The 24,101-nt window shown below is 69.3% G+C and carries 22 protein-coding genes and 2 pseudogenes; 16 read left to right on the plus strand and 8 right to left on the minus strand.

What is annotated here, in order from left to right:
- Positions 1–4 precede the first annotated feature (4 nt).
- From L0C60_RS00120 to lysA, 7 genes are all read right to left on the minus strand, one after another.
- Positions 5–1,315 (minus strand): hydrogenase large subunit, encoded by a 1,311-nt coding sequence (locus L0C60_RS00120; protein WP_234508139.1) that lies wholly within the window; start codon positions 1,313–1,315, stop codon positions 5–7.
- Positions 1,303–2,649, minus strand: a complete 1,347-nt coding sequence (locus L0C60_RS00125) for a proton-conducting transporter transmembrane domain-containing protein (RefSeq protein ID WP_234508137.1) — start codon at positions 2,647–2,649, stop codon at positions 1,303–1,305. The genes L0C60_RS00120 and L0C60_RS00125 overlap by 13 nt, the downstream gene beginning before the upstream one ends.
- Before the next feature lie 3 nt (positions 2,650–2,652).
- Positions 2,653–3,285, minus strand: a complete 633-nt coding sequence (locus tag L0C60_RS00130; protein ID WP_234508135.1) for an NADH-quinone oxidoreductase subunit K — start codon at positions 3,283–3,285, stop codon at positions 2,653–2,655.
- Positions 3,273–4,127 (minus strand): respiratory chain complex I subunit 1 family protein, encoded by an 855-nt coding sequence (locus tag L0C60_RS00135; protein WP_234508133.1) that lies wholly within the window; start codon positions 4,125–4,127, stop codon positions 3,273–3,275. Before L0C60_RS00135 ends, L0C60_RS00130 begins: the two co-directional genes overlap by 13 nt.
- A complete protein-coding gene (locus L0C60_RS00140) occupies positions 4,124–5,785 on the minus strand; it encodes a proton-conducting transporter transmembrane domain-containing protein (protein WP_234508131.1) in 1,662 nt (553 codons plus the stop codon). Before L0C60_RS00140 ends, L0C60_RS00135 begins: the two co-directional genes overlap by 4 nt.
- Complete coding sequence (locus tag L0C60_RS00145; RefSeq protein WP_234508129.1) at positions 5,782–6,111, minus strand: ArsR/SmtB family transcription factor; 330 nt, start codon at positions 6,109–6,111, stop codon at positions 5,782–5,784. Before L0C60_RS00145 ends, L0C60_RS00140 begins: the two co-directional genes overlap by 4 nt.
- A gap of 212 nt (positions 6,112–6,323) precedes the next feature.
- A complete protein-coding gene (lysA, locus tag L0C60_RS00150) occupies positions 6,324–7,490 on the minus strand; it encodes a diaminopimelate decarboxylase (protein WP_243092414.1) in 1,167 nt (388 codons plus the stop codon).
- 73 nt (positions 7,491–7,563) lie between these two features.
- Between lysA and nagA the strand changes: the two genes are divergently transcribed.
- Both nagA and L0C60_RS00160 read left to right on the plus strand, forming a co-directional pair.
- Complete coding sequence (nagA, locus tag L0C60_RS00155) at positions 7,564–8,640, plus strand: N-acetylglucosamine-6-phosphate deacetylase (RefSeq protein ID WP_234508128.1); 1,077 nt, start codon at positions 7,564–7,566, stop codon at positions 8,638–8,640.
- A 15-nt stretch (positions 8,641–8,655) separates the two neighbouring features.
- Positions 8,656–8,901 (plus strand): annotated as a pseudogene (locus tag L0C60_RS00160) (TSUP family transporter); the annotation flags it as partial.
- A 16-nt stretch (positions 8,902–8,917) separates the two neighbouring features.
- On the opposite strand, the gene L0C60_RS00165 reads toward L0C60_RS00160, so the two are convergent.
- On the minus strand, positions 8,918–9,709 hold the full coding sequence (locus L0C60_RS00165) for an SDR family NAD(P)-dependent oxidoreductase (RefSeq protein ID WP_243092370.1): 792 nt from the start codon (positions 9,707–9,709) through the stop codon (positions 8,918–8,920).
- An 84-nt stretch (positions 9,710–9,793) separates the two neighbouring features.
- Here L0C60_RS00165 and L0C60_RS00170 point away from each other — a divergent pair, with 84 nt between their 5' ends.
- The 14 genes and pseudogenes from L0C60_RS00170 (at position 9,794) to L0C60_RS00235 (ending at position 23,941) form a co-directional block, all read left to right on the plus strand.
- Entirely contained in the window at positions 9,794–11,218 is a 1,425-nt protein-coding gene (locus L0C60_RS00170; protein WP_234508124.1) for a CoA-acylating methylmalonate-semialdehyde dehydrogenase, read from the plus strand.
- Positions 11,212–12,372: a M20 family metallopeptidase gene (locus L0C60_RS00175; protein ID WP_234508122.1), complete on the plus strand. Its 1,161-nt coding sequence runs from the start codon at positions 11,212–11,214 to the stop codon at positions 12,370–12,372. Before L0C60_RS00170 ends, L0C60_RS00175 begins: the two co-directional genes overlap by 7 nt.
- A 46-nt stretch (positions 12,373–12,418) precedes the next feature.
- Positions 12,419–12,985: a LemA family protein gene (locus L0C60_RS00180; protein WP_234508120.1), complete on the plus strand. Its 567-nt coding sequence runs from the start codon at positions 12,419–12,421 to the stop codon at positions 12,983–12,985.
- A 10-nt stretch (positions 12,986–12,995) separates the two neighbouring features.
- Positions 12,996–14,105: a DUF3137 domain-containing protein gene (locus L0C60_RS00185; RefSeq protein WP_234508118.1), complete on the plus strand. Its 1,110-nt coding sequence runs from the start codon at positions 12,996–12,998 to the stop codon at positions 14,103–14,105.
- A gap of 22 nt (positions 14,106–14,127) precedes the next feature.
- Entirely contained in the window at positions 14,128–15,609 is a 1,482-nt protein-coding gene (locus L0C60_RS00190; RefSeq protein ID WP_234508116.1) for an ABC transporter substrate-binding protein, read from the plus strand.
- Positions 15,610–16,545 (plus strand): ABC transporter permease, encoded by a 936-nt coding sequence (locus L0C60_RS00195; RefSeq protein WP_234508114.1) that lies wholly within the window; start codon positions 15,610–15,612, stop codon positions 16,543–16,545. It begins immediately after the preceding gene.
- Positions 16,538–17,335 (plus strand): ABC transporter permease, encoded by a 798-nt coding sequence (locus tag L0C60_RS00200; protein WP_234508113.1) that lies wholly within the window; start codon positions 16,538–16,540, stop codon positions 17,333–17,335. The genes L0C60_RS00195 and L0C60_RS00200 overlap by 8 nt, the downstream gene beginning before the upstream one ends.
- Before the next feature lie 57 nt (positions 17,336–17,392).
- Complete coding sequence (locus L0C60_RS00205) at positions 17,393–18,202, plus strand: cyclase family protein (RefSeq protein WP_234508110.1); 810 nt, start codon at positions 17,393–17,395, stop codon at positions 18,200–18,202.
- Entirely contained in the window at positions 18,196–18,744 is a 549-nt protein-coding gene (locus tag L0C60_RS00210) for a peroxidase-related enzyme (protein WP_234508108.1), read from the plus strand. Before L0C60_RS00205 ends, L0C60_RS00210 begins: the two co-directional genes overlap by 7 nt.
- Positions 18,741–19,514: an ABC transporter ATP-binding protein gene (locus L0C60_RS00215; RefSeq protein ID WP_234508105.1), complete on the plus strand. Its 774-nt coding sequence runs from the start codon at positions 18,741–18,743 to the stop codon at positions 19,512–19,514. Before L0C60_RS00210 ends, L0C60_RS00215 begins: the two co-directional genes overlap by 4 nt.
- The gene (locus L0C60_RS00220) at positions 19,501–20,268 is read left to right on the plus strand and encodes an ABC transporter permease (protein WP_234508103.1); all 768 of its coding nucleotides are present in this window, start codon (positions 19,501–19,503) and stop codon (positions 20,266–20,268) included. The genes L0C60_RS00215 and L0C60_RS00220 overlap by 14 nt, the downstream gene beginning before the upstream one ends.
- Complete coding sequence (locus L0C60_RS00225; RefSeq protein WP_234508101.1) at positions 20,265–21,254, plus strand: ABC transporter substrate-binding protein; 990 nt, start codon at positions 20,265–20,267, stop codon at positions 21,252–21,254. The genes L0C60_RS00220 and L0C60_RS00225 overlap by 4 nt, the downstream gene beginning before the upstream one ends.
- Before the next feature lie 174 nt (positions 21,255–21,428).
- Positions 21,429–22,694 (plus strand): TRAP transporter substrate-binding protein DctP, encoded by a 1,266-nt coding sequence (gene dctP / locus L0C60_RS00230; RefSeq protein WP_234508099.1) that lies wholly within the window; start codon positions 21,429–21,431, stop codon positions 22,692–22,694.
- Positions 22,691–23,941 (plus strand): annotated as a pseudogene (locus tag L0C60_RS00235) (TRAP transporter large permease). Before dctP ends, L0C60_RS00235 begins: the two are co-directional and overlap by 4 nt.
- Positions 23,942–24,101: the final 160 nt, after the last annotated feature.

Here is a 24,101-nt window from a genome sequence, read left to right on the forward strand (position 1 = left end):
CCCCCTACAGGTCGTTCCCCGCATAGGAGAGGTCAAAGGACTTGTTGCAAAGGGGGAAGTCGGGAAGCCCCTCCCCCCGCACCGCAAGCTCCAGGGCCCGCCAGTTTTTGAAGGAAGGGTCCACGCCCTCCGCCACGTCCACCTGCCCCTCCAGGAGGCGCACGAACCAGAAGACCTCCCCCCTACCCGCCTCCACCCGCGCCATCCCCTCCCCTTCCCCCGGGGGCGGTTCCCAGGCCAGGGGGCCTTCAGGGAGGCCCTTGAGGAAGCGCAAGGCGAGGTCTAGGGCCGCCACCGCCTCCTCGGCGTATACCTGGGCCCGCGCCAGAACGTCCCCGCCCTGGCGCACCGCTGGCGCAAAACCCGGGTAGAGGGGGTCGTCCTGGCGCAGGTCGCGCGCCACCCCACTGGCCCGCGCCGTGGGGCCCACGAAACCTAGGGTTTCCGCCTCCACCCGGCGCACCACGCCCACGTACCGCATCCGGTCCAGCACAGGGGGATGGCGCAAGAGGCGGGGGAGTAGGCGGGCGAGCTCCCTACGGTAGCTGGCGAGGGCCTCGAGGTCCGCCCGGCCCTCCCGCCCCACCCCGCCCACGCGGACGAAGTTGCGCCCGTACCGGTGGCCGGTGAGACGGTCCACCCCCGCCTGCAGGAGGGCGCGGATCCGCCCCACCTGGGTGGCCCCGTAGGCGTAACCGATGTCGGTGAAAAGCCCCGCCAGGCGCCCCAAGTGGCCAAAGGCCCGCTCCAGCTCCAACGCCGCGCGCCGAAGAGCCTGGGCCCGGGGAGGGGCCGCCCGCCCGAGGGCCCTTTCCCAGGCCTCGGCGAAGGCCAAGGCGTGGGCCACCGGCTCGCTCCCTGCCCGCTCCACCAAGAGTAGGGCCCGCTCGGGACCGGCCCTGCGCAAAAGGGTAAGAAGGCCCCGGTGCTGGTATCCGAGACGGATCTCCAGGTGAACGATGCTCTCCCCGAGCACGCTGAAGCGGAAGTGGCCCGGTTCGATGATCCCGGCGTGGACGGGTCCCACCGGCACCTCGTGCAGTTCGGCAAAGCGCCGGAAGGTGTAGGGAAGGTCGTGGCGCCGCAGGGGCTTCAAGTCCGGATGCCCGTCCACCTCCAGGCCCCGCTCCCATAGGGCGCGCTCAAACCAGTCCAGGGCAGGGAACTCGGCTGCCAGGCTCGGGAACCGCCCCCCACCCCCGTAGCGGTAGACCCGAAGCGTCCCTTCCACCTCCGCCACCAAGGCCACCCCATCCCCATAGGGGTACAGGGCCACCGGCCGACCCGACCGCAACGCCTCCCTCACCTCGTCCACAGCACCGCCTCCACTGCCTTAAGTAGCGCCACCGGGGGGAATAGTCCGAGGAAGAGAAGGGCGCCGAGCAAAAGCCAAAGGGGGGCCCACGGCAGGCCCCGGGCCTTGGGCGGCTGCCCGGGACCGAAGCCCATCCGGGTTACGGCCGGAAGCAACCCGGCAAAGGCAAGCCCGAGTCCGAGGAGGTAGAGGAGACCCAGGACAGGCCACCGCCACGCCGCCGTCACCGCCTGGACCTCGGCGTAAAAGAGGGGGAAGGGCGGGAGCCCCCCAAGGGCCAAAAAGGCCAGGACCAGGGGCACGCCGAGGGCGGGGAGGCCCAGGAAGAGCCCCCCCACCCGCCCCACCTCCCGGGCATGGGTGAGGGCGTACACCCCGCTCGCCCCGAGGAAGGCGAGGGTCTTGCTCAGGGAGTGGGCCAGGGTGTGGAAGAGGGCGAGCCAGGGCAGTCCGAGGCCCAGCGCAAAGAGGGCAAGCCCCATGTGCTCCACGCTGGAATAGGCGAGGAGCCGCTTGTACTCCTTCTGGCCATAGAGGAGGAGCCCCGCCGCCAAAAGGCTCAATAGGCCAAAGAAGAGGAGAAGGCCCTGGACGAAGGGGAAGAGTCCCGCCGCCTGGGCTAGGGCGGCGTAGCGCAACAGGGCGTAGAAAGCCACATTCAAAAGGGTTCCAGAAAGCAAGGCGGAAGCGGGCCCTGGGGCCTCGGCGTGGGCATCGGGAAGCCAGGTGTGGAGGGGGAAAAGGCCCACCTTGGTCCCGAAGCCCACGAGCAAGAAGGCGTAGGCCACCTTGAACCCCTCCGGGTTCACGGAGGCCATGAGCGACCGGGCCCGCCCCCAGTCCAAGGTGGCTCCCCCCAGGAGGGCGTAGACCAGGATGACGCCCAAAAGCCCGAAGGCGATGCCCACGCTCCCCAGCATCAGGTACTTCCAGGTGGCCTCGAGGGCCCTGGCCCCGCCCCTGTGGTAGACAAGGAGGGCGGAGGCCAATGTGCTCCCCTCTACGAAGATCCAGAGGACCCCGAGGTTGTGGGCCAGGTAGGCCCCGTGGGCGGCCAAGAGGAAGAGGGCGCCGGCCCAATAGAAGCGCCAGGCTTCCTCCTTTGGGAAGTACCCGAGGGCGAACCGGGCCACCAGGGCGTACAGCAAATCGGTGAGTACGAGGTAGAAAAGGCCCACCGCATCCAGCCGAAACGGGCCCGACGCCTGGCCCAAGAGGGCCAGGGAAAGAAGCGCCGCCCCTAAGGGCACGAGCTGGGAAAGGAGGGCCAGGCGGCCCGCCTCCCGCCGGCCCAGGAGCGCCAGGAGGGGGAGGAGAAGGAGCAGGTAAAGCACCCCTCACCCCCTCAGGGCCCGCATCCGGGCGGTGTCCAGATGCCCCAGCTCTCCCCGGATGCGGAAGAGGAGAACGCCCGCCAGGAATACGGCGGCGAAGGCGTCCAGGGCCACGCCCAGCTCCACGAAGAGGGGCAGGCCATGGCTCTCCGAGAGGGCGAGGAGGAAGACCCCGTTCTCCAGGGCCAGGAACCCCAGTACCTGGCTGATGGCCTTCTTCCGGACCACCATGGAGAGCGCGCCCAAGAGGACCAGGCTCAGGGCCACCGGCACCCCTTCGGGGAGCGGAGCCCCGGGAAGAATGAACACCCCGCCCACGCGGAAGGCCAGGGCGGTGAGGGCCCCCGCCAGGGCCAAGGTGAGAAAGACGGAGAGGTAGCCCTCCACCTCGTGGCTCACCTCGAGGCGGTCCAGAAGCCAGAAGAGGTAAACCGGTATGGCAACCCCCTTGAGGAGGAAAAGAGCGAGCCCCGCCAAAACGAAGTGGAGTTCCCCATGGGCCAATCCAAAGGACACCAGGGCCAAGAGGATGTTCTGTAGGGCGTAAAGCCGGATGATGGCATCCAGGCTCCGCCGACTCACCATGAGAAATCCCGTGGCCAACACCGCAAGGACCAGCACGTTCACCGTAGCCATATCGCCCCCAAAAGCGCCAGCGCCCCAAACAGGGTGTTATAGGAAAGAAAGTCGGGGAGCCGCAGATAGCGGAGTTTCACGCCATAGGTTTCCAGGTAGGCGAGGACCACCGCCCACACCCCTACCAACCCCAAGAAGACGCATAGCCGCGGCCCCGGCAGGAGGAGGGCCATGAGGCCAGCGTAGAAGAGCATCTTGGCCGAGGCCGCCAGTTCGTATAGGCCGAGGAGGGGGCCGCCGTGGTCCAGGAGCTGGGCCTCGTGGATCATGGTCAACTCCAGGTGCGTGGCGGGGTCGTCCACCGGCATCCGCGCCCCCTCCGCCAGGAAGGCCACCGCCAAGGAGGCGAGGACCAGGACCACCACCAGGGCATGCTCCCCGTTCAGGACCGCCAGACCCTGGAGGCTACCCCCCTTCCCCACGGCCGCCGCAGCCGCCAAGGCCATGAGCGTTCCCGGCTCCGCCAGTAGGGTAACCACGCCCTCCCGGTAGCTACCCTGGGCTCCAAAGGCGCTCCCGGCGTCCAAGGCCGCCAGCATCTGGAAGAAGCGGCCCAGGTTTACAAGGTAGACAGCCAACAGGAAGTCTCCGGGTAAGGCCAATCCTGGGAGGATGGGGAGGAGGCTCACCGCCAGGGTGGTCCCCAGAAGGGCCACGATGGGGCCAAGGAGAAAGGCGGGAGAGCTAGGCCATGGACGCACCCAAGCCTTGCGCCATAGCTTAGAGAGGTTCCGGTACTCCAGGAAAGGGCTCGCCCCCTGCCGGTGCGTGAGCCTCGCCTTGAGCCACTTCACGCTTCCCGTAAAGAGGGGGGCTAGGAGGAGGATTAGGACCGCCGTCATCGCAACACCACCCAAAGAACGGCCACAAGGGTGAGGAGTTGGAGGAGCAGGTAGAGGTGGATGCTCCCCGACTGGAGCCCCTGGAACGCCCGAGCGAGGCGGGCGTAGCTGCGGCCCACTCCGGCATACGTGTTGGCGAGGGGCTCTTCCAGAAGAGGCTTATCGCCCACCCAGAGGCGGAGGAAAGGGAATAGGCCCAAGGCGGGGGCGGCGAATCCTAGGCCGTTGGGTTGCATCCTGGGCTCCAGCTGCCCATAGCCGCAGTCCCAGGTGCCGTAGTCCCGGTGGGGCCGGGCGAGGAGGTGGCGGTAGAGGGGGTACGCCAACGCCACGAGAAGGAAAAGCAGGATCCCGTTGAGGTAGAAGGAAGCCCGAAGGGGCCCAAGCGCCAAGCCCGGGAAGAACGCAAGGGCGAGCAAGGCCACCACAAGGAAACCCAGGCCCTGGCGCATGCCCCGCCCCAGGTGGACCTCCACCCTGGCGCGGGGCAGGCCCAGGAAGGCGAGGCCGAAGAGGCGGACATAAAAGTAGAGGGCGAGGGCCCCCACCAGGGCCAAGACGCCCACCGCCAGAGGCAGAAGGCCCGGCGCCCCAAGGAAACCCCGGTACAGGGTCCACTCCGCCAGGAAAAGGGGCCCGGGCGGTAACCCCGCCCCCACGCCCATCCCCAGAAGGACCAAGGCGCCTAAAACGGGTTCCGAACGCCACAGACCCCCAAGGCGGGATAGACGTCGCTCCGGCAAGGCCCCCGCCGCCAAGAAGAGGAGCCCCTTGAAGAGCGCATGGGCCAATTGGTGCAGGAAAAAGGCGTGGAGAAAGAGGGGCGTCTGGGTCAGGAAGTAGGCCCCGAGCGCCGCCTGCATGAGGCCAAGGTTCTCCACGCTGGAGTAGGCCAGGGCACCCTTCACGTCCTCCTCGCCCAAGCCCCGTACCAGAGCGTATACGCCCCCCGAAAGCCCCAAGACCACAAGGGCCCAACCGGCCCAACTGGGAGGTGGGCCGAACCAGAACGGGGCCTGGTACAAGCCGTAAAGCCCAAGCTTGGTCATGGCCGAGGAGAGGAGGGCGGAAACCGGGCTAAGGGCCACGGGGTGGGCCAGGGGAAGCCAAGGGTGCAAGGGAAAGAGGGCAGCCTTCACCCCAAATCCCAGCAAAAGCCCCGCCCATAGCCATTCCCTAGGAAGGGTTCCCTGGCCCAGAAAGGCCAGGTAGAGCCCCGCCGCCCCCAGTCGGCTCGCCAGGAAGAAGGCGCGGGCCCCCGCCTCCGCCTTGGGGCCCTCCAGAGCGATGAGGAGGTAGCCGAGAAGGGCCATGCCCTCCCAGAGGAACAGGAAGGGAAACCCCGGGGGGGCCACCGCAACCCCCGCCATGCTCCCGAGGAAGAGGGGCACCAGGAAGCCATAGACCCTCGCCGTCCTGGGGTGATGGGCGAGGTAAGCGGGGAGATAGGGGGCGAGGGCCAGGGTGAGGAGGCCAAGGAGCGCAAGGAAGAAGCCCCCCGCCTGAGCGTTGTGCCACCAGGCCAGCCCTCCCCCACCGAGCCAGAGGGCCCCCACCGCCCCAAGAGCCAGGCCGTAAGCGTGGCCCTTCGGATCCCTTAGCCCTAAGAGGCTCGCTCCGAGCAAGGCGGGCCACGCCCCGAGGAGCCAGGCGCTCACATCCCCTCCTCGAGGGCCTGAAGGCGCGCCCGCTCCGCCTGCAGGTGGCGCTCGAAGATGCGCCGCCCCAGGTCCAAGAAGGCGTAGACCTCGGAGTCTTTGGTGCGGTAGTAAGCGAGGGCACCTTCCCGCCTCACCTCCACCAACCCTCGCTCACGCAGAAAAGCCAGCTGCCGGGACACGGCCGACTGCTCCACGCGAAGCTCCTTTTGTAAAGCGGTGACGCTCTTCTCCCCCTCCCGCAAGGCGTCCAGGATGGCTAGCCGCAAGGGGTGGGCCAAGGCCTTGAAGAACTCCGCCTTGTAGCGGTGCAGGGCGCTCGGCATGCATGTCTCCTTTCGCTTATGGCAATATTGCCATATGTGGTCATGGTACCGTGCTAACGGCGCGCCGTCAACCCAAGGCGCTTGCACATCCCGCTAGGGGCGGTGTGCCCCATCTGGGGGCCACGACCCCGTCGCCCAAGCCCGGCACCCCTACCACCTGGCAGAAGCGCCAAGCGTAGTCCCCGGAGGCCTTTCCCACCGTTCCGAGGCCGTTAGTCCCCCGGCGGCCCCTCCCCGGCCATGAGGCTCTCCCAGGGCTCCCGCTCCCGCAACACCTCCCAAGCCTCCCCCGTCCAGAGGAGCTCCAGGGGCCTCGGGGTATCCAGGTAGGAAAGGGCCATGCTGGCCCCGTAGGCCCCCGCCTCGAGGAGGGCCAGGGCGTCCCCCTCCTCGGGGGCGGGGAGGCGCACCCCCCGGGCCAGGACGTCCCCCGCCTCGCAGGCGGGCCCCGCCAGGTCGTACACCCCCTCCTCCCCGCCCTCGTACAGGGGAAGGACCGGGTGCCGGGCGCCGTAGAGGGCGGGGCGCAGGAGGGCGGTCATGCCGGCGTCCAGGAGGAGGTACCGCCTCCGGGTTTCCTTCACCCCCACCACCCGGGCCACCAGCACCCCCGCCTCCGCCACCAGGTAGCGCCCGGGCTCCAGCCAGACCTCCGCCCCGTAGGCCCGGGCCAGGGCCTCCATGCCGGGGGCCAGGGCGGCGAGCCCCAGGCCCAGGCCGAACCCGCCCCCCAGGTCCAGCACCTCCACGGGCCCCACCTCCGGCCTCAGGGCCTCCAGCACCCGGTAGCCCAGGAGGAAGTCCTCGGGGTCCTCGAGGGCGGAGCCCAGGTGCAGGTGGAGGCCCAAAACCCTTAGCCCCCGCTCCCTCGCCTCCCGGAGAAGGACGGGCACCTCCTCGGGCAGGACGCCGAACTGGCTCTCCCCCCGGCCCGTGGCCAGGTGGCCGTGGGTCCTCACGGGGAGGTCCGGGTTCACCCGCAGGAGGACCCGCACCCCCGGAAGCTCCTCCGCCACCCTCCCCAGGTCCTCCCGGGAGTCCAGCACCACCACGGGGGCCTGGCCCCTCAGGGCCCGCAGGGCCTCCCGGGGCTTCACGGGGCCATTCCAGAGGACCTCCTCCGGGGAAAAACCCGCCCAGTAGGCCCTTAGGACCTCCCCCAAGGAAACCGCCTCCGCCCCCAGTCCCAAGGCGCGAAGCCGTCGGAGAAGCCCAAGGCGCGGGTTCGCCTTCAGGGCGTAGAAGAGGCGGGCGAAGGGAAAGGCGGCCCGAAGGCGCTTTAGGCGTTCCTCCACCGCTTGCCAGTCGTAGGCGTAAAAGGGGGTGGGGTAACGGGAAAGGGCCTCCTTCAGGGCCTGGAGGAACTCCGGGCGTAGCAGGCTCACCCCTTCAGGCTACCCGAGGTAAGGCCCCCCTGGGGTCCGGCATGGCCTCGAGGCTAGGCTAGAGGGTATGGGCGGGGTCCTGGAGGGGCAGATCCTCACCCCCTCGGGCTTCCTCCGAGGCCGCCTCCACTTCGGCGAGCGCATAGAGGCCCTGGAAGAGGCCCCCGTGGAGGGCCCCTATATCCTCCCCGGGTTTCTGGACCTCCACGTCCACGGGGGTGGGGGGCACGAGGTTATGGCGGGGAAGGAAAGCGTGGAGGGGACCCTCCGCTTCCACCTCTCCCACGGCACCACGGGCCTCCTGGCCACCACGGTCACCGCCCCCCTTCCCGACCTGGAGCGCGCCCTTAGGGGCATCAGGGAGGCGGGAGAAGGCCACTTGGGAGAGGCCCTTTTGGGCGTCCACCTCGAGGGCCCCTTCATCAGCCCAAAGCGCCTTGGGGCCCAGCCCCCCTACCCTCTCCTCCCCGACCTGGAGGTGGCCTCCCGCCTCCTCTCCCTGGCCCCCGTGCGGGCCATCACCCTGGCCCCCGAGCTCCCTGGGGCCCTGGACCTGGTGCGCTTCCTGGCCGAGCGGGGCGTGCGGGTCCAGCTCGGCCACACGGAAGCGGGCTACGAGGAGGCCCTGGAGGCCCTGAAGGCGGGTGCTGCGGGCTTCACCCACCTCTACAACGCCATGACCGGCCTCCACCACCGCTCCCCCGGGGTGGTGGGCCTCGCCCTGGAGCGGGGTGCCTGGGCCGAGCTCATCCCCGACGGCCTCCACGTGCACCCCTCCGCCCTTCACCTGGCCCTGAAGGCCATCCCCGGCCTCTACTTCGTGACGGACGCCGTGGCGGCGGCGGGGATGCCGGACGGCACCTACCCCTTGGGGGCCCACCGGGTGGAGAAGCAGGGGAACGGGGTCTGGCTTGGGGAGAGCCTGGCGGGGAGCACCCTCACCCTGGACCAGGCCCTGAGGAACCTGGTGGCCTGGGGCCTCCCCTTGGAGGAGGCGGCGAGGCGGCTTTCCCTCTATCCCGCCCGCTACCTGGGCCTTTCCGACCGGGGGGAGATCGCACCCGGGAAGCGGGCCGACCTGGTGGTCCTGGACGAGGCCCTCCGGGTGCAGGCGGTTTACCTGGGAGGAAAACGGGTGGCCTAAACCCTCACCCGCCATGACCCCAAACGGGCGGCAGGCATCAACGCCTTCGCCGTAACCCCTCCCTCCTTCTCCGCCTTCCTCCCCCACATGGCCACCGCCCGGCTTGACCTGGGCCTCACCCCCACCCTGCTCGTGGCCGGGGCGCTCGGGTCCTACCTGGGCTCGAGGCTCACCAGCCTCTTCGTCCCCCCGGCCCGGATCAAGCAGATCTTCGGGGTCCTCATCGTCCTGGTGACCCTGTACAAGATCGTCCAGCTTTGACCCCGCCCAAAGCCCCCTACAGGGGCGGCGCATACCGCCCGTCCACCGCCGTCCAGCCCCCGTCCACGAGGAAGAGGGTCCCGGTGACGTAGCTACTGGCGGGGGAGGCCAGGTAGACCACGGCCATGGCCACCTCCTCGGGCCTGCCCCAGCGGCCCAGGGCGGTCTTCTCGGCGTAGGCCCGGTACCACCCGGGGTTGGCCTTGATGGGGGCGGTGAGGGGGGTTTCAATGGGCCCAGGGGCGATGGCGTTGGCCCGCACCCCCTTGGGCCCAAGCTCCGCCGCCAAGGCCCGGACGAGCTGCAGGATCCCCGCCTTGGTGGCGGCGTAGACCCCTTGCCCGGGCTCCACCACCAGGGCGCGGATGGAGGCGAAGGCGATGAGGCTTCCCGAGCCCTGCTCCGCCATCACCCGCCCCCCGGCCCGGAGGAGGCGCAGGGTGGCCTTCAGGTTCAGGTCCACCACCCGGTCCACCTCCTCGTCCGTGTAGGCGAGGAGGGGCTTGCGCACGTTGATGGCCGGGGTGGTGACCAGGGCGTCCAGCCGGCCAAAGCGCTCCAGGGTCCAGGCCACGAGGCGGTCCGCCGCCTCCTTTTCGGCGATGTCCACGGGGAGGGCGTCCGCCTCGAGGCCATTCCGCCTTAGGCCCTCCGCGACCTCGGAAAGCCCCGCCGCATCCCGGTCGGCCAGGGCCACCTTGGCCCCGAAGGCCGCCAAGGCCTCCGCCGAGGCCCGCCCGATCCCCGAGGCCGCCCCCACCACCAAGGCCACCTGGCCCGTCAAGTCCAAAAGGCGCCGGTAGTCCATAGCTTTTCACCCCATCCTACCCCCGGCCCAAGCCCTTGCCAAGCCGCCCGGCCTTGGGGATGATGGGGGACAAAGGGGGAAAGCATGCTCAAGAACCTCATCGGCGGCGCATGGCGGGAGGTTTCCCGGCCCACCCTTCCCGTCTACAACCCGGCCACGGGGGAGGTGCTGGAGGAGGTGCCCCTCTCGGGGCCGGAGGAGGTGGACCAGGCGGTCCGGGCGGCGGAAGCGGCCTTTGCGATTTGGAGCCGGACCCCCCTCCTGGAAAGGGTGCGGCTCATGTTCCGCTTCAAGGAGCTTTTGGAAAGGCACCTTGAGGAGCTCGCCCGCCTCATCACCCTCCACCACGGCAAGACCCTGGAGGAGGCCCGGGGGGAGGTGCGCCGGGGCATTGAGGTGGTGGACTTCGCCCTCTCCGCCCCCACCCTTCTCCAAGGGCGGACCCTGAGGGAGGTGACGGGGGGCGTGGACCAGAACCTCTACCACTACCCCTTGGGGGTGGTGGCGGGCATCCCCCCCTTCAACTTCCCCGTGATGATCCCCCTCTGGATGTTCCCCATCGCCGTGGTGGCGGGGAACACCTTCGTCCTGAAGCCCTCGGAGCGCACCCCCTTGGGGGCGGTGCGCCTTGCGGAGCTCTTCCTGGAGGCGGGCTTCCCCGAGGGGGTCCTGAACCTGGTCCACGGGGGCAAGGAGGCCGCCGAGGCCCTGGTGCGCCATCCGGGGGTGCGGGCGGTGCAGTTTGTGGGCTCGGAGCCCGTGGCCCGCCGGATCTACGCCCTGGCGGCGGAGGGGGGGAAGCGGGTTTCGGCGGCCGGGGGGGCCAAGAACCACCTGGTGGTCCTGCCGGACGCCGATTGGGAGGTGGCGGTACCCGCCATCCTCAACTCCGCCTTCGGCAACGCCGGGGAGCGGTGCCTGGCGGGGAGCGTGGCCGTGGGGGTGGGGGAGGCGGGGCCCGAGCTCCTGGAGCGGGTGGTGGCGGCGGCCCAAAGGCTCAAGGTGGGCCCGGGATGGGAGGAAGGGGTGGACCTGGGCCCCCTCATCCGGGAGGAGCACCGGAGGCGGGTGGTGGGGTACATCCAACGGGGCCTGGAGGAGGGGGCCACCCTGGCCCTGGACGGGCGGGGGGTGGAGGGGCCGGGGTTTTTCCTGGGGCCCACGGTGCTCGCTGGGGTCTCCCCCCGGATGGCGGTGGGGCGGGAGGAGATCTTCGGCCCGGTGCTCTCCGTTTCCTTCGTGAAGACCCTGGAGGAGGCCATCGCGCAGGCCAACGCCGTGCCCTACGGGAACATGGCCTGCGTCTTCACCGGAAGCGGCAAGGCGGCCCGGGCCTTCCGGGAGGGAGTGCAGGCGGGGATGGTGGGGGTGAACGTGGGGGTGGCCCAGCCCTTCGCCTTCTACCCCTTCTCCGGCTGGCGGGACTCCTTTTTCGGGGACCTCCACCCCCACGGCCCCGACGCCTTCCTCTTCTACACGCAAAGGAAGGTGGTGGTGGAAAGGTGGTAAGGGAAGCCCTTCGGGCGGCGGAGGCCGTGGACGAGAAGGAGGTGGTGGACCTCCTCAAGGCCCTGGTGCGCATCCCAAGCCACTACCCGGGGCCAGGGGAGGCGGGGGTGGCGGCGTACCTGGAGGCCTACCTGAAGGAGCGGGGCCTAGGGGTTTTCCTCCAGGAGGCGGCCCCGGGCCGGCCCAACCTGGTGGCGGACCTGGGGGAGGGCGAGGGGGGGCTCCTCCTCGAGGGCCACACGGACGTGGTCACCCCAGGGGATGAGGCCCTTTGGACCCATCCCCCTTACGCCGGGGTGGTGGAGGGAAGGAGGCTCTACGGCCGGGGAAGTTGCGACATGAAGGGGGGCCTCGCCGCCCTGGTGGGGGCCATGCTGGCGGTGAAGCGGGCCCTGGGAAAACCCAAGCGCCCCCTTCGCCTCGCCGCCCTGGCGGACGAGGAGGGGATGATGCTCGGGGTCAAAGCCTTCCTCCGGGCGGGGCTGGCGGAGGGCTTCCGGGGGGCCTTGGTGGCGGAGCCCGAGGAGATGGAGGTCTGCCTCTGGCAAAAGGGGGCCCTGCGCCTCCGCCTCCTTTTCCCGGGAAAGATGGCCCACGGGGCCATGCCCTACGCCGGGGAAAACCCCATCCCCAAGGCGGCCTGCTTCGTGGTGGCGCTAAAGGACCTGGAGGAGCGCCTGCAGAAGGCCCACCCCCACCCTTACCTGGGCCCGCCCTACCTCACCCCCACCCGCTTCCTGGCAAGCGCCGGGGAGGGGCAACTCAACGTCATCCCCGGCCGGGCGGAGGTGGCCCTGGACGTCCGCACCGTGCCCGGGGTGGACCATCATGGCTTGGTAAGGGAGCTGGAAGCCCTCTCCGGGGTAGGGGTGGAGGTCCTCGAGGACCGCCCCCCCGTGGAAACCCCCCGGGACGACCCCCTGGTCCAGGCGGCGGAGGAGGCCTTGAGGCTCCTAGGCCTGTCCGTGCGGCTTGGCGGGGTGCCGGGGGCCACGGACGGCACCTTCCTCAGGGCCTGGGGCGGGCTTCCCGTGGTGGTCATGGGGCCAGGGAGGAAGACCCTTCCCCACCAGGTGGACGAGTGGGTGGACCTCGAGGAGGTGGTCCTGGCGGCCCGGGTCTACGCCGCCCTAGCGGTGCTCTACCTGGCGTAGGGCCCCTGGAAGGCCTAGGTCTTTAGGATGGAGGGGGAGGGACAGGATGGACCTGGCTATCGTGCTAGGGTTGGTGGCGCTCCTCGTCTTGGGGGGCTTTCTCACCTACAACGCCCTCATCGCCCGCAAAAACCAGGTGGAAAACGCCCTTGGCGCCGTGGAGGCCTACCTCAAGAAGCGCCACGACCTCATCCCCAACCTGGTGGAGGCGGTGAAACGGTACATGGCCCACGAACGGGAGCTTTTGGAGAGGCTCGTGGAGCTCCGGGAGAAAGCTTCTATGGCCCTAAGGGAGGGCAAGCCCGAAGAGGACTTCCGGCTGGAAGGAGAGCTCTCCCGCCTCCTCGCCCAGGTGCGCCTCCGGGCGGAGGCCTACCCGGACCTAAAGGCGAGCCAGAACTTCCTGCAACTCCAAGCCGCCCTCACGGAGGTGGAGGACTCCCTGGCCGCTGCCCGGCGCTTCTACAACCAGGCGGTGACGGACTACAACAACGCCATTGAGCAACTGCCGGGCCGCCTCCTCGCCCCCCTCATGGGCCTAGGGCGCAAGCCCGTCTTCACGGTCCCCGAAGAAGAGCGGGAAAGGCCCGACTTGGGGAAGCTCTTCGGGTAGGGAGGGCTAGGTGGAGAAAGAAGAAATCCTGGCCGCCCTCGAGGCCAAGCTCGCCCCCCTGGAGGCCCAAAGGAGGCGGGAACTCCTCCTGGCGGGGGTCCTCCTTCTCCTCACCCCCTTCTGGGCCTACCTCCTCCTGAAGGCTTTCCAGGCTATCGGAGTCCGGGGGCTAGGCACCCTCTGGACCCTCCTCGTGGCCATCCCCCCGGGGCTCGCCCTGTGGCGCCTCCACGTCCTCCGCTCCACCCTCAAGTGGAAGCTCGCCAAGCCCCTGGCGGAAGCCCTGGGCTTCACCTACTTTCCCTCCTCCGGCCTGTCCCGGGAGGACGTGGAGGCCTCGGGCCTCCTTCCCCGGGCGGACCGCTATGAAAGCGAGGACTTCCTGGAGGGGCAAGTGGGCCCCTTCGCCTTCCGCTCGGGGGACATCGCCCTCTACCAAAAGCAACGCACCAAGAACGGCACCCGCTACGTCCAAATCTTCCAAGGGACCCTCTACCGCTTCTCCCTCCCCTTCGCCTTTCCCCAGGAGGTACGCCTCGCCCCCCAAGGGGCGGGGGTACAGGCGGGTGGGGCCTCTCCCGCCCTCGTCCTCGGCTTCCTGGCCCTCTTCTGGGGGATTTTCGTCCTTGGCGTTACCTTTGGCGAAGGGGATAAGGCGGAACTCCCCCTCGTGGTGGGGGGCTTCGCCCTCCTAAGCCTCCCCTTCCTCCTCTACGGCCTTGGCCTCTGGAAGCCCGGCGTGGGGCCTAGGGAGCGGGTGGCCCTGGAGTCGGGGGAGTTTGAGCAGCTCTTTGACGTCTACGGGGACCAGATAGAGGCCAGGAAGCTCCTGACCCCAAGGGTGCAAGAGGCTTTGGTGGCCTTCAGAAAGGCCCTGGGGAAGCCCTTCTGGGCGGCCTTTAGGGGAAGCGAAGCCTGGTTTCTCATCCGAGGGCGGAACCGCTTTGAGCCGAGCCCCCTCCGCCCCCTGAACCGAGAAACGCTTCGGGGCTACGTGGAAACCTGGACCCACGACCTCACAGAGGCCAAGCGGCTTTTGGAGGCGGTGGGGCTGGACCTCGAGGCCAGGAAGCGGGGCCTCTTGGGGGGCGAGGGCGCCACCCCTGGAACCCTGTGGTAGGCTTTCCCTAAGGGAGGAACCCATGAAGCGCACCCTGGCGATGCTCGCTCTCGGCTTCTCCCTCGCCCTGGCCCAGACCCGGGGCGGGGAGCTTCGGGTGGCCATCCTGGCCGAGCCCCCGGTCCTGGACCCCACCGCCTCCACCAGCCAAGAGATCGCCCGGATGCTCTACGACAACGTCCTCCAGGGCCTGGTGAAGTTCAACGAGAAGGGGGAGATCGTTCCCGCCCTGGCGGAGCGCTGGCAGGGAAGCCCCTCCAGCCTCACCTGGACCTTTTACCTGCGGAAGGGGGTGCGCTTCCACGACGGGAGCCCCTTCACCGCCGAGGACGTGGTCTACAAGTTCAACCGGGCCCGGGACCCCAGGTCCGGCCACACCCACCCCGAGTACTACCAGGACATCCAGAGCGTGGAGACCAAAGACCCCTACACCGTGGTCTTCCGCCTGCGCCAGCCCAACCAGGACTTCCTGTTCAACTTGGCCCGTCCCGACTCCGTGATCGGCCCCAAGGGGCGGGTGGAGGCGCAGCGGACAAACCCCATCGGCACCGGCCCCTTCCGCTTCGTGGCCTGGGAGCGGGGGGTGGGGGTGCGGCTGGAGCGGTTTGAGGGGTACTACGAGCCCGGCCTCCCCTACCTGGACCGGGTCTTCTTCCGCTTCCTTCCCGACGCCAACGCCCAAATCGCCGCCTTAAGGGCCGGGGACATCCACGTGATCGGCCTCGGGGTGAGCCCGGAAAACGCCCTGGTGCTCGGGCGGGACCCCGCCTTCAAGGTGGTCACGGGCTTCACCACCACGGAGATCACCGCAGGGATGAACAACAGCCGCCCCCCTTTCAACGACCCCCGGGTGCGCCGGGCCATCCAGCACGCCGTGGACAAGAAGGCCCTGGTGGAGGGGGTGATGCTGGGCTACGGCACGCCCATCGGAAGCCACCGCTCCCCGGGGGAGAGTTGCTACGAGGACCTCTCCGGCTACTACCCCTACGACCCCGCCCGGGCCCGGGCCCTCCTGCAGGAGGCAGGGTATGGGCCGGGCAACCCCTTGCGCTTCACCTTCACCCTCGCCGCCCCCTACCCCTACGAAAGGCGGCTTGGGGAGGCCATCGCCGCCCAGCTCGGCCAGATCGGGGTCCAGGCCCGCCTCGAGGTGGTGGAGTGGGCCACCTGGCTTTCTCGGGTCTTCCGGGGGGCGGACTACCAGATGACCATCATCGGCCACTCCGAGCCCAACGACATCGGGATCTACGCCAACCCCAACTACTACTTCCGCTACGACTCCCCCAGGTTCCGGGAGCTCTACACCCAGTACCTGCGCACCCCGGACCCCAAACGGGCCTGCGAGCTCATGAAGGAGATGCAACGCCTCCTCGCCCAGGACGCGGTGAACCTTTGGGTGATGAACGCCCCCTACTTGGCCGCCATGCGCCGGGAGGTGATGGGCTGGTGGACGAACCAACCCACCCCGAGCCTCAACGTGACCCGGGTCTACCTGGCGCGCTAGATGCGGGGCTTCCTCCTCCGCCGCCTCCTCCTCGCCCTCTTCACCCTCTGGCTTTCCGCCACCTTGGTCTTCGCCTTCCTCCTCCTCCTGCCTGGGGACCCCGTGCAGGCCATCCTGGGCCTGGAGGCCTCCCCCGAGGCCCGGGCCGCCCTGGAGCGCTCCTTGGGCCTGGACAAGCCCCCCCTGGCGCGCTACCTGGACTGGCTAGAGGGGGTTTTCCGGGGGGAGCTGGGGGAGTCCATCCGCTACGGGAAGCCCGTGGCGGAACTCCTCTGGGAGAGGCTTCCCCTCTCCTTGGCCCTGGTCCTCCTGGGGCTTGGGGGTAGCCTGGCCCTCTCCCTCCCCCTCGCCCTCCTCGCCCTCCGCTTTCCCCTTTGGGACCTGGCCCTAAGCGGCCTCATGGCCTTCCTCCAGTCCCTCCCCACCTTTTTCCTCGGGGTGGCCCTCCTCTACCTCCTCGCCGTCCACCTTCCCCTTCTCCCCGCAAGCGGCTTCCCGGGCTGGGAAAGGCCCTTAGAGGCCCTCCGCCACCTCCTCCTCCCCGCCTTCACCCTGGCCCTCTCCCGGGCCGCCCTCCTCTTCCGCATGGCCCGGGCGAGCCTCCTGGAGGTCCTCTCCCAGGACTACATCCGCACCGCCCGGGCCAAGGGGGTCCCCGAGGGGCGGGTGCTTTGGAAGCACGCCCTGAAACCGGCAAGCCTTCCCCTAGTGACCCTTTTAGGCCTCGAGGGGGGCTTCCTCCTCACGGGGGCGGTGGTGGTGGAGGCGGTCTTCGCCCTCCCCGGCCTCGGGAGCCTGGCCCTCACCGCCCTGGAGGCCCGGGACTACCCCCTCCTCCAGGGCCTGGTCCTCGCCATGGCCTGCCTCATCGTCCTCTTCAACCTCCTCGTGGACCTCCTCTACGGCCTTCTGGACCCCCGGGTGGCGTATGCCTAGGCCAAGCCTCCTCTTGGGAAGCCTCCTCGTGGGCCTCTTCCTCCTCCTGGCCCTGGCCTCCTTCCTCTACCCCGTGGACCCCAACGCCCCGGACTTCCTCCGCCGTCTAAGCCCTCCTTCCCCGGACCACCCCCTGGGCACGGACCCCTTGGGCCGGGACCTCCTGGCGCGGGTCCTCCACGGGGCCAGAAACGCCCTTTGGGTGGGGGGCATCGCCGTGGCGGTGGGGTTTGGCCTGGGGGTCCCCTTGGGGCTCCTCGCCGGGTACCTGGGGGGCCTGGTGGACGGGGCCCTAAGCCTCCTCATGGAGGCCCTCTACGCCCTGCCCGGCCTTCTCCTCGCCCTCCTCTTCGCCGCCCTCCTGGGCCCCGGGGCCTTGAGCAGCATGCTGGCGGTGGGGCTATCCATGGTGCCCGCCTTCTTCCGGGTGGCCCGCGCCGGGGCCATGGCCCTCCGGAGCGCCCCCTTCGTGGAGGCGGCCGTGGCCTTAGGGGCCTCGAGGGGGCGCATCCTCCTCCGCCACATCCTCCCCAACCTCCTCGGGCCCCTCCTGGTCCAGGCGAGCCTAGCCTTCGCAGCCGCCCTCCTGGCCGAGGCCGCCCTCGCCTACCTGGGCCTCGGCGTCCAGCCCCCCGCCCCAAGCCTCGGCCGGATGCTCCGGGAGGCGCAAAGCTTCCTCCCCCTCTCCCCTTACCCCGCCCTGGTCCCGGGCCTCGCCCTCACCCTGGCCGTCCTCGGCTTCAACCTCTTGGGGGACGGGCTACGGGACCGGCTGGACCCCAGGCGGTAACCCTTGCCTACCTTTGCGGGGACGTGGTAAGTTTATTCGGCAAGAAAGGAGGACGCCATGTGCGCACCCTTGGTGATGGAGGCGGTGGCCCGCTCCCTTTCCCGGAGGGCCTTTTTGGGGGCGGGCCTGGGGCTTCTGGCGGGGCGGGCCCTGGCCCAGGCGGAGGTGCCGGGGAAGGCCTTCTCCCGGGCGGTGGACCTCACCCATGAGCTCTCCCCGGAGATCCCCCTCTTCCCCGGGGCCGAGCCCATGCGCATCACCACCCTGGTCACCGTGCGGCAGAACGGCTACTACGGGAACCGCCTGGACCTCTGGGAGCACTCGGGCACCCACATGGACGCCCCCGCCCACTTCGCCGAGGGGGGGCTTACGGCGGAGAAGCTCCCCGTGGCAAGCCTCATCGCCCCCCTGGCGGTGCTCCACCTCCACGAGCGGGCGGCCAGGGACCCCGACACCCAGGTGACCGTGGACGACATCCTGGCCTACGAGCGCCAGCACGGCCGCCTGCCCAAGGGGGCCTTCGTGGCCATGCACTCGGGCTGGGAGGCGCGCTGGCGCGACCCCAAGGCCTTCCTCAACCAGGACGCCTCCGGCACCCTCCACTTCCCCGGCTTCTCCCCCGAGGCGGCGGAGTTCCTGGTGCGGGAGCGGGAGATCGTGGGGGTGGGGGTGGACACCCTCTCCCTGGACCACGGCCCCTCCAAGGACTTTAAGGCCCACGTGATCCTCCTCGGGGCCGGGAAGTACGGCCTGGAGAACCTGGCCAACCTGGCCCAGGTGCCCCCCGCCGGGGCCCTCCTCTTCGTGGGCGGGCCCAAGCACCGGGGCGCCTCCGGCGGCCCCGTGCGGGCGGTGGCGGTATGGTGATCTCCTGGCTCCGGGTCCCGGAGGAGGCGGAGCTTCCCGAGGAGGTGAGGGCCCTCTTCGGGGAGTTCCGGGAGCAAATGGGCTTCGTCCCCAACGTGGCCCGGGCCTTCGCCCTAAGCCCCCGCTTCCTCCTCTGGTTCCGCTACTACCACGCCCTCATGCGGGGGGAGGGCCTCCTCAGCCGGGAGGAAAAGGAGGCCATGGCCATCGCCATAAGCGGGGAAAACCGGTGCGAGTACTGCGTGGCGAGCCACAAGCGCTACCTGAAGGAGCTCACCGGGGACGGGCGGCTCCCCGAGGTCCTGGCCGCCAACCCCCGCCGGGCGGAGCTTCCCCCGAGGATGCGGGCCCTGGTGAACTTTGCCCTCAAGGTAACCCACCGGCACTACGAGCTTTCGAAGGAGGACCTGAGGCCCCTCAAGGAGGCGGGGCTTTCCGACGAGGCCATCCTCGAGGCCGCCGAGGTGGCGGCCATGTTCAACTTCACCAACCGCCTCCTTAACGCCCTTGGGATAAGGCCCAACCCCGAGTACTATTCATGAGCCTCCTGGAGTTCCGGCAGGTTTCCGTGGCCTTTGGGGAGTACGTGGCGGTGGAAGGGGTTACCCTCCGCCTCGTCCCCGGGGAGTTCGTGAGCCTGGTGGGGCCCACGGGGTGCGGGAAGAGCACCCTCCTCAACGTGGCGGCGGGCCTCCTCCCCCCAAGCCGGGGGGAGGTCCTCCTGGAGGGGAGGCCCCTCAGGGGCCTGAACCCCTTGGCGGGCTACCTCTTCCAGCAGGACGCCATCCTCCCCTGGAAGACCGCCCTGGACAACGTGGCCCTCCCCTTGGTCTTCCGGGGGCGCCCCTGGGCCGAGGCCCGCAAGGAGGCCCTGGCCTGGCTGGAGAAGGTGGGGCTTGGGCGTTTTCCCCACCACTTCCCCCACCAGCTCTCCGGCGGGATGCGCAAGCGGGTGGGCCTGGCCCAGGTCCTCATCGCCGGCCCCAAGCTCCTCCTCATGGACGAGCCCTTCTCCGCCCTGGACGTGCAGACCCGGCAACTCATGGAGAACGAGCTTCTAAAGCTCTGGCAGGAGGACCGGAAGACGGTGCTCTTCGTGACCCACGACCTAGAGGAGGCCATCGCCCTCTCCGACCGGGTGGTGGTCCTCTCCGCCGGGCCCCGCTCCCGGCCCATCGGGGAGTTCCCCATCCCCCTCCCCCGGCCCCGGGACGTGGCGGAGATCCGGCTCACCCCCGAGTTCCTGCGGCTCCACCGGGAGATTTGGGAGCTTTTGCGAGGGGAGGTGATGCGGGCCCATGCGGGGGCTTAGGGTACGGCTTTGGCAGGCGGGGCTCCTCGTGGCCTTCCTCCTCCTTTGGGAGTGGGCCTCGAGGACAGGCCGCATAGACCCCTTCTTCTTCTCCTACCCCTCGGAGATCCTCAAGCGGGTCCTCCGCTGGTTCGGCACGGGGGAGGTCTACCCCCACCTCTACGTGACCACGGTGGAGATGCTCCTCGCCTTCGCCATCGGCACCCTCCTCGGGGTGGTCTTCGGGCTCTGGCTCGCCCTCTCCCCCGGGGTGGCGGCGGTGCTGGATCCCTACGTGAAGGCCCTGAACGCCATCCCCCGGGTGGTCCTCGCCCCCATCTTCACCCTGTGGTTCGGCCTCGGGGTCCTCTCCAAGGTGGCCCTGGGGGTCACCCTGGTCTTCTTCGTGGCCTTCTTCAACACCTACCAAGGGGTGAAGGAGGTGAGCCCCATCGTCCTGCAAAACGCCCGCCTCCTCGGGGCGAACCGCCGCCACCTCCTCGCCCACGTTTACCTGCCGGCGGCGGCGAGCTGGATCTTCAGCTCCTTGCGGACCTCCATCGGCTTCGCCGTCATCGGGGCCGTGGTGGGGGAGTACCTGGGAAGCGCCGCCGGGCTTGGCTACCTCATCGCCCAGGCGGAAGGGGTTTTTGACACCACGGGGGTCTTTGCCGGGATGGTGGTCCTCATGGCCTTCGTCCTGGCGCTGGACGCCCTGGTGGGGGCCGTGGAACGGAGGCTTCTCGTGTGGCGGCCCAAAGGAGGTGAAGCATGAAGCGGATTGCGGTCTGGTTCCTTCTGGTCCTTTTGGCCTTCGGCCTCGCCCAGAAGCGGGTGGTCCTGGGCGTGGGGGGGAAGACCGCCGTGGTCTACCTGCCCCTCACGGTGGTGGAAAGGCTCGGCTACTTCAAGGAAGAGGGCCTGGACGTGGTGATCCAGGACCTCCAGGCGGGTAGCCGCGCCCTCCAGGCCCTTATCGGGGGAAGCGTGGAGGTGGTGATGGGCTACTACGACCACACCATCCAGATGCAGGCCCAGGGCCGGGACATCGTGGCCTTCGTGCAGGTGGGGCGGTATCCGGCCATCGTCCTCGGGGTGCGCTCGGACCTGGCGGACCAGGTGCGGTCCATCGCCGACCTCAAGGGGCGCCGGGTGGGGGTCACCGCCCCCGGCTCCTCCACCCACTTCTTCCTCAACTACCTCCTGGTGAAGAACGGCCTCAAGCCCACGGACGTGGCCGTGGTGGGGGTTTCCGTGGGGGCGCAGGCGGTGGCCGCCGTGCAGAACAAGCAGGTGGAGGCCATCGCCAACGTGGAACCCGCCATCACCCTCCTGGAGGAGCGGGGCCTCATCAAGGTCCTGGCGGACACCCGCACCACCAAGGGCACCCGGGAGGTCCTGGGAGGGGAGTACCCCGCCGCCGTCCTCTACACCACCCGGGCCTGGCTGGAGCGGAACCCGGACACGGCCCAGCGCCTGGTGAACGCCATGGTGCGGGGCCTGCGCTGGATGCAGGGCAAGTCCCCCGAGGAGATCGCCGCCATTCTGCCCGAGGAGTACTTCCTGGGGGACAAGGCCCTCTACCTGAAGGTGCTCAGGAACTCCTTGGAAAGCTTCTCCCCCACGGGGCGCTTCAGCGACACCGCCCCCTTGCGGCCCCTCACGGTGCTCTCCGCCTTTGACCCCAACGTGGCCCGGGCGCGGATAGACCTGAAGCGCACCTACACCAACGCCTTCGTGGACCAGGCGCCCAAGCAGTAAGATTATGCATAAGAGGCGAGGGTTCCTGCGCAAAGCCCTGGTAGCCCTTATCGGCATTTCCTGAAGGCCCAAGCCCAGACCTAGAACATGGCCACCCCCTATCCCCCGGCCAACTTCCACACTCAAGAACATCCTCCAGTTCGCCCAGGAGGTGGAGGAGGCCACGGGGGGCGGGTGAAGATCACGGTCCACCCCGGGGGGTCCCTCCTCCCCCACCCGCAGATCCTCCCCGCGGTGCGCAACGGGCAGATCCAGATGGGGGAGGTCCTCATGTCCCTCCTCGCCAACGAAAACCCCCTCTTCAACCTGGACTCCATCCCCTTCGTGGCCATGAGCTACGAAGGGGCGCAGCGGCTTTACCAAGCCCAGCGGCCCGAGGTGGAGCGGTGGCTCGCCCAGCGGGGGGTGGTCTTCCTCTACGCCGTGCCCTGGCCGCCCCAGGGGCTTTACACCAAGAAGCCCGTCCAGTCCGCCCAGGACCTCCAGGGGATCCGCTTCCGCGCCTATAACCCCGCCACGGCCCGGCTGGCGGAGCTCCTGGGCATGACCCCCGTGCAGGTGGAGGCGGCGGACATCCCCCAAGCCTTCGCCACGGGCATCGTGGAGGCCATGATCACCTCCCCCGTCACGGGGGTGGACAGCCAGGCCTGGGACTTCGCCCGCTACTTCTACGACGTGAAGGCCTGGATTCCCAAGAACATGGGGGTCATCGGCCGCCGGGCCTTTGAGAGCCTCTCCCCCCAGGACCGGGAAGCCCTCCTGCAGGCGGCCAAGCGGGCGGAGAAACGGGGCTGGCGGCTAAGCCAAGAGCAGGAGGAGAAGGCGCTAAAGACCCTGGAGAGCCGGGGCATGCAGGTGGTGAAGCCCTCGCCCCAGCTCCTCGCCGACCTCAAGAAGGTGGGCGGGACCATGATCGTGGAGTGGCAACGCCAGGCGGGGGCCACAGGGGTGAAGGTCTACCGGCAGTACCTCGGCCGAATGAGCCTCCTATTTCGCCTGGCAGAACTCCTCGCGGCCCTCATGGGCCTTTTCGTCCTCCTGGTGATCCTGGCCCAGGTGGTGGAGCGCTTCCTCGGCTTCGTGGTCCCCTCGGCCCTGGAGCTCGCCGGCTACGCCACCGCTGGCCTCATCTTCCTGGGCCTCGCCCCCACCCTGCGGGCCGGGGGGCACATCCGGGTGGGGCTCCTCCTGGAGCGGCTTCCCCCAGGGCCCAGGCGGGCCGTGGAGGCGGGGGCTCTCCTCCTGGGCCTTTTGGCGAGCCTCTTCGCCGCCTACCACGCCTGGGCCAAGGCGGCGGAGAGCTACCGCTATGGCGACCTGGCCCCGGGGCTACTCCCCTTGCCCCTATGGCTGCCGCAGGGTTTTCTAGCCCTGGGGCTTAGCTTTTTCGCCTTAGGCCTCCTGGAAGCCTTCCTGAAGGCGGCGAGGAGGGAAAGGTGAACCTCCTCGAAGCCAGCCTCGCCCTCATCCTCACCCTCCTGGAGCTTGGGGTGTACGTGGGGCTTGCCCTCCTCCTGGTGGGCCTCCTGGCCCTCGCCCTCTACACCTAGGCCCCCCTTGGGCCCAACCTGGCCACGGCCCTCTGGACGGCCACCTCGGGCTGGAGCCTGGCCGCCCTTCCCCTCTTCGTCTGGATGGGGGAGGTCCTCTATCGGTCCCTCCTGGCCCAGGGGCTTTTCCAGGGGCTTGCCCCGCTCCTCTCCCGGCTCACCGGGGGGCTCCTCCACGGGAACGTGGTGGCGAGCGCCCTCTTCGCCGCCGTCATCGGTTCCTCCGCCGCCACCACGGCCACGGTGAACCGCTTCACCCTGCCCGAGCTCCTGCGGCGGGGCTACCCCAAGCCCCTCGCCCTGGGCTCCCTGGCGGGGGCGGGCACCCTGGGCTTCCTTATCCCCCCGAGCGTCATCATGATCGCCTACGGGGTGATGGCGGAGGTGTCCGCGGCCCGGCTCTTCATGCTCACGGTGGCCCTCCTCGCCCTAAGGCACCGGGACGCCTTGCCGAGGGAGCCCTCGAGGCCCCTCGGGGAAACCCTCCTGGGCCTCCTAAAGGTGGGCCCCGTACTCCTCCTCATCCTCCTCGTCCTGGGCTCCATCTACCTTGGGGTCGCCACCCCCACGGAGGCGGCGGCCATCGGTGTAGTGGGGGCCTTCCTCCTCGCCGCCCTCTGCCGGGAACTCTCCCCTTCCCTCTCCTTTGAAAGCCTCTTGGGAGCCGTGCGTACCACCAGCATGATCGGCCTCATCTTGGCGGGGGCTGGGGTGCTCACCCTGGCCATGGGCTTCACGGGCATCCCCCGGGCCCTGGCCGCCTGGGCGGCCGAGGCCGGGGTCACGCCAATAGCCCTCATCTTCTTCCTAACCCTGGTCTACATCGTCCTGGGCTGGTTCCTGGACGGCATCTCCATCGTGGTCCTCACCATCAGCGTGATCCTGCCCGTGGTGAAGGCCATCGGTGTGGACCCCCTGTGGTTTGGCATCTACCTGGTGATTATGGTGGAACTCGCCCAGATCACGCCGCCCGTGGGCTTCAACCTCTTCGTCCTCCAGTCCCTGACCGGGGAGGACCTCGTCCGCATCGCCCGGTATAGCCTCCCCTTTATGGGGGTCCTCCTCCTCATGGTGGCCCTCCTGGTGGCCTTCCCCGAACTGGCCACCTGGCTACCCCGGACCATGACGGGAGGCTAAGGCCTGGCGGCACGAGCTCGCCATCTGGCGGATGGTATCGCCCCTTGGGGAAACCTTCCTGTAGGCAGCTCCTCGGCATCTTGACTCCAACAAGCGGAATGCCTTCGTGTGCTACTTGATCTCCAGGGTCAGATGCGCAAAAAGAGGGGGTGCTATGAAG

Source organism: Thermus hydrothermalis (assembly GCF_022760925.1).
GTDB lineage: Bacteria > Deinococcota > Deinococci > Deinococcales > Thermaceae > Thermus > Thermus hydrothermalis.

What these genes read in the sequence shown, in the direction of transcription:
- L0C60_RS00130 (WP_234508135.1), bottom strand. Translation starts at nt 3,285, where the DNA reads ATGGCTACGGTGAACGTGCTGGTCCTTGCGGTGTTGGCCACGGGATTT.
- L0C60_RS00135 (WP_234508133.1), bottom strand. Translation starts at nt 4,127, where the DNA reads ATGACGGCGGTCCTAATCCTCCTCCTAGCCCCCCTCTTTACGGGAAGC.
- L0C60_RS00145 (WP_234508129.1), bottom strand. Translation starts at nt 6,111, where the DNA reads ATGCCGAGCGCCCTGCACCGCTACAAGGCGGAGTTCTTCAAGGCCTTG.
- nagA (WP_234508128.1), top strand. Translation starts at nt 7,564, where the DNA reads ATGGGCGGGGTCCTGGAGGGGCAGATCCTCACCCCCTCGGGCTTCCTC.
- L0C60_RS00165 (WP_243092370.1), bottom strand. Translation starts at nt 9,709, where the DNA reads ATGGACTACCGGCGCCTTTTGGACTTGACGGGCCAGGTGGCCTTGGTG.
- L0C60_RS00170 (WP_234508124.1), top strand. Translation starts at nt 9,794, where the DNA reads ATGCTCAAGAACCTCATCGGCGGCGCATGGCGGGAGGTTTCCCGGCCC.
- L0C60_RS00180 (WP_234508120.1), top strand. Translation starts at nt 12,419, where the DNA reads ATGGACCTGGCTATCGTGCTAGGGTTGGTGGCGCTCCTCGTCTTGGGG.
- L0C60_RS00190 (WP_234508116.1), top strand. Translation starts at nt 14,128, where the DNA reads ATGAAGCGCACCCTGGCGATGCTCGCTCTCGGCTTCTCCCTCGCCCTG.
- L0C60_RS00195 (WP_234508114.1), top strand. Translation starts at nt 15,610, where the DNA reads ATGCGGGGCTTCCTCCTCCGCCGCCTCCTCCTCGCCCTCTTCACCCTC.
- L0C60_RS00200 (WP_234508113.1), top strand. Translation starts at nt 16,538, where the DNA reads ATGCCTAGGCCAAGCCTCCTCTTGGGAAGCCTCCTCGTGGGCCTCTTC.
- L0C60_RS00205 (WP_234508110.1), top strand. Translation starts at nt 17,393, where the DNA reads ATGTGCGCACCCTTGGTGATGGAGGCGGTGGCCCGCTCCCTTTCCCGG.
- L0C60_RS00210 (WP_234508108.1), top strand. Translation starts at nt 18,196, where the DNA reads ATGGTGATCTCCTGGCTCCGGGTCCCGGAGGAGGCGGAGCTTCCCGAG.
- L0C60_RS00215 (WP_234508105.1), top strand. Translation starts at nt 18,741, where the DNA reads ATGAGCCTCCTGGAGTTCCGGCAGGTTTCCGTGGCCTTTGGGGAGTAC.
- L0C60_RS00220 (WP_234508103.1), top strand. Translation starts at nt 19,501, where the DNA reads ATGCGGGGGCTTAGGGTACGGCTTTGGCAGGCGGGGCTCCTCGTGGCC.
- L0C60_RS00225 (WP_234508101.1), top strand. Translation starts at nt 20,265, where the DNA reads ATGAAGCGGATTGCGGTCTGGTTCCTTCTGGTCCTTTTGGCCTTCGGC.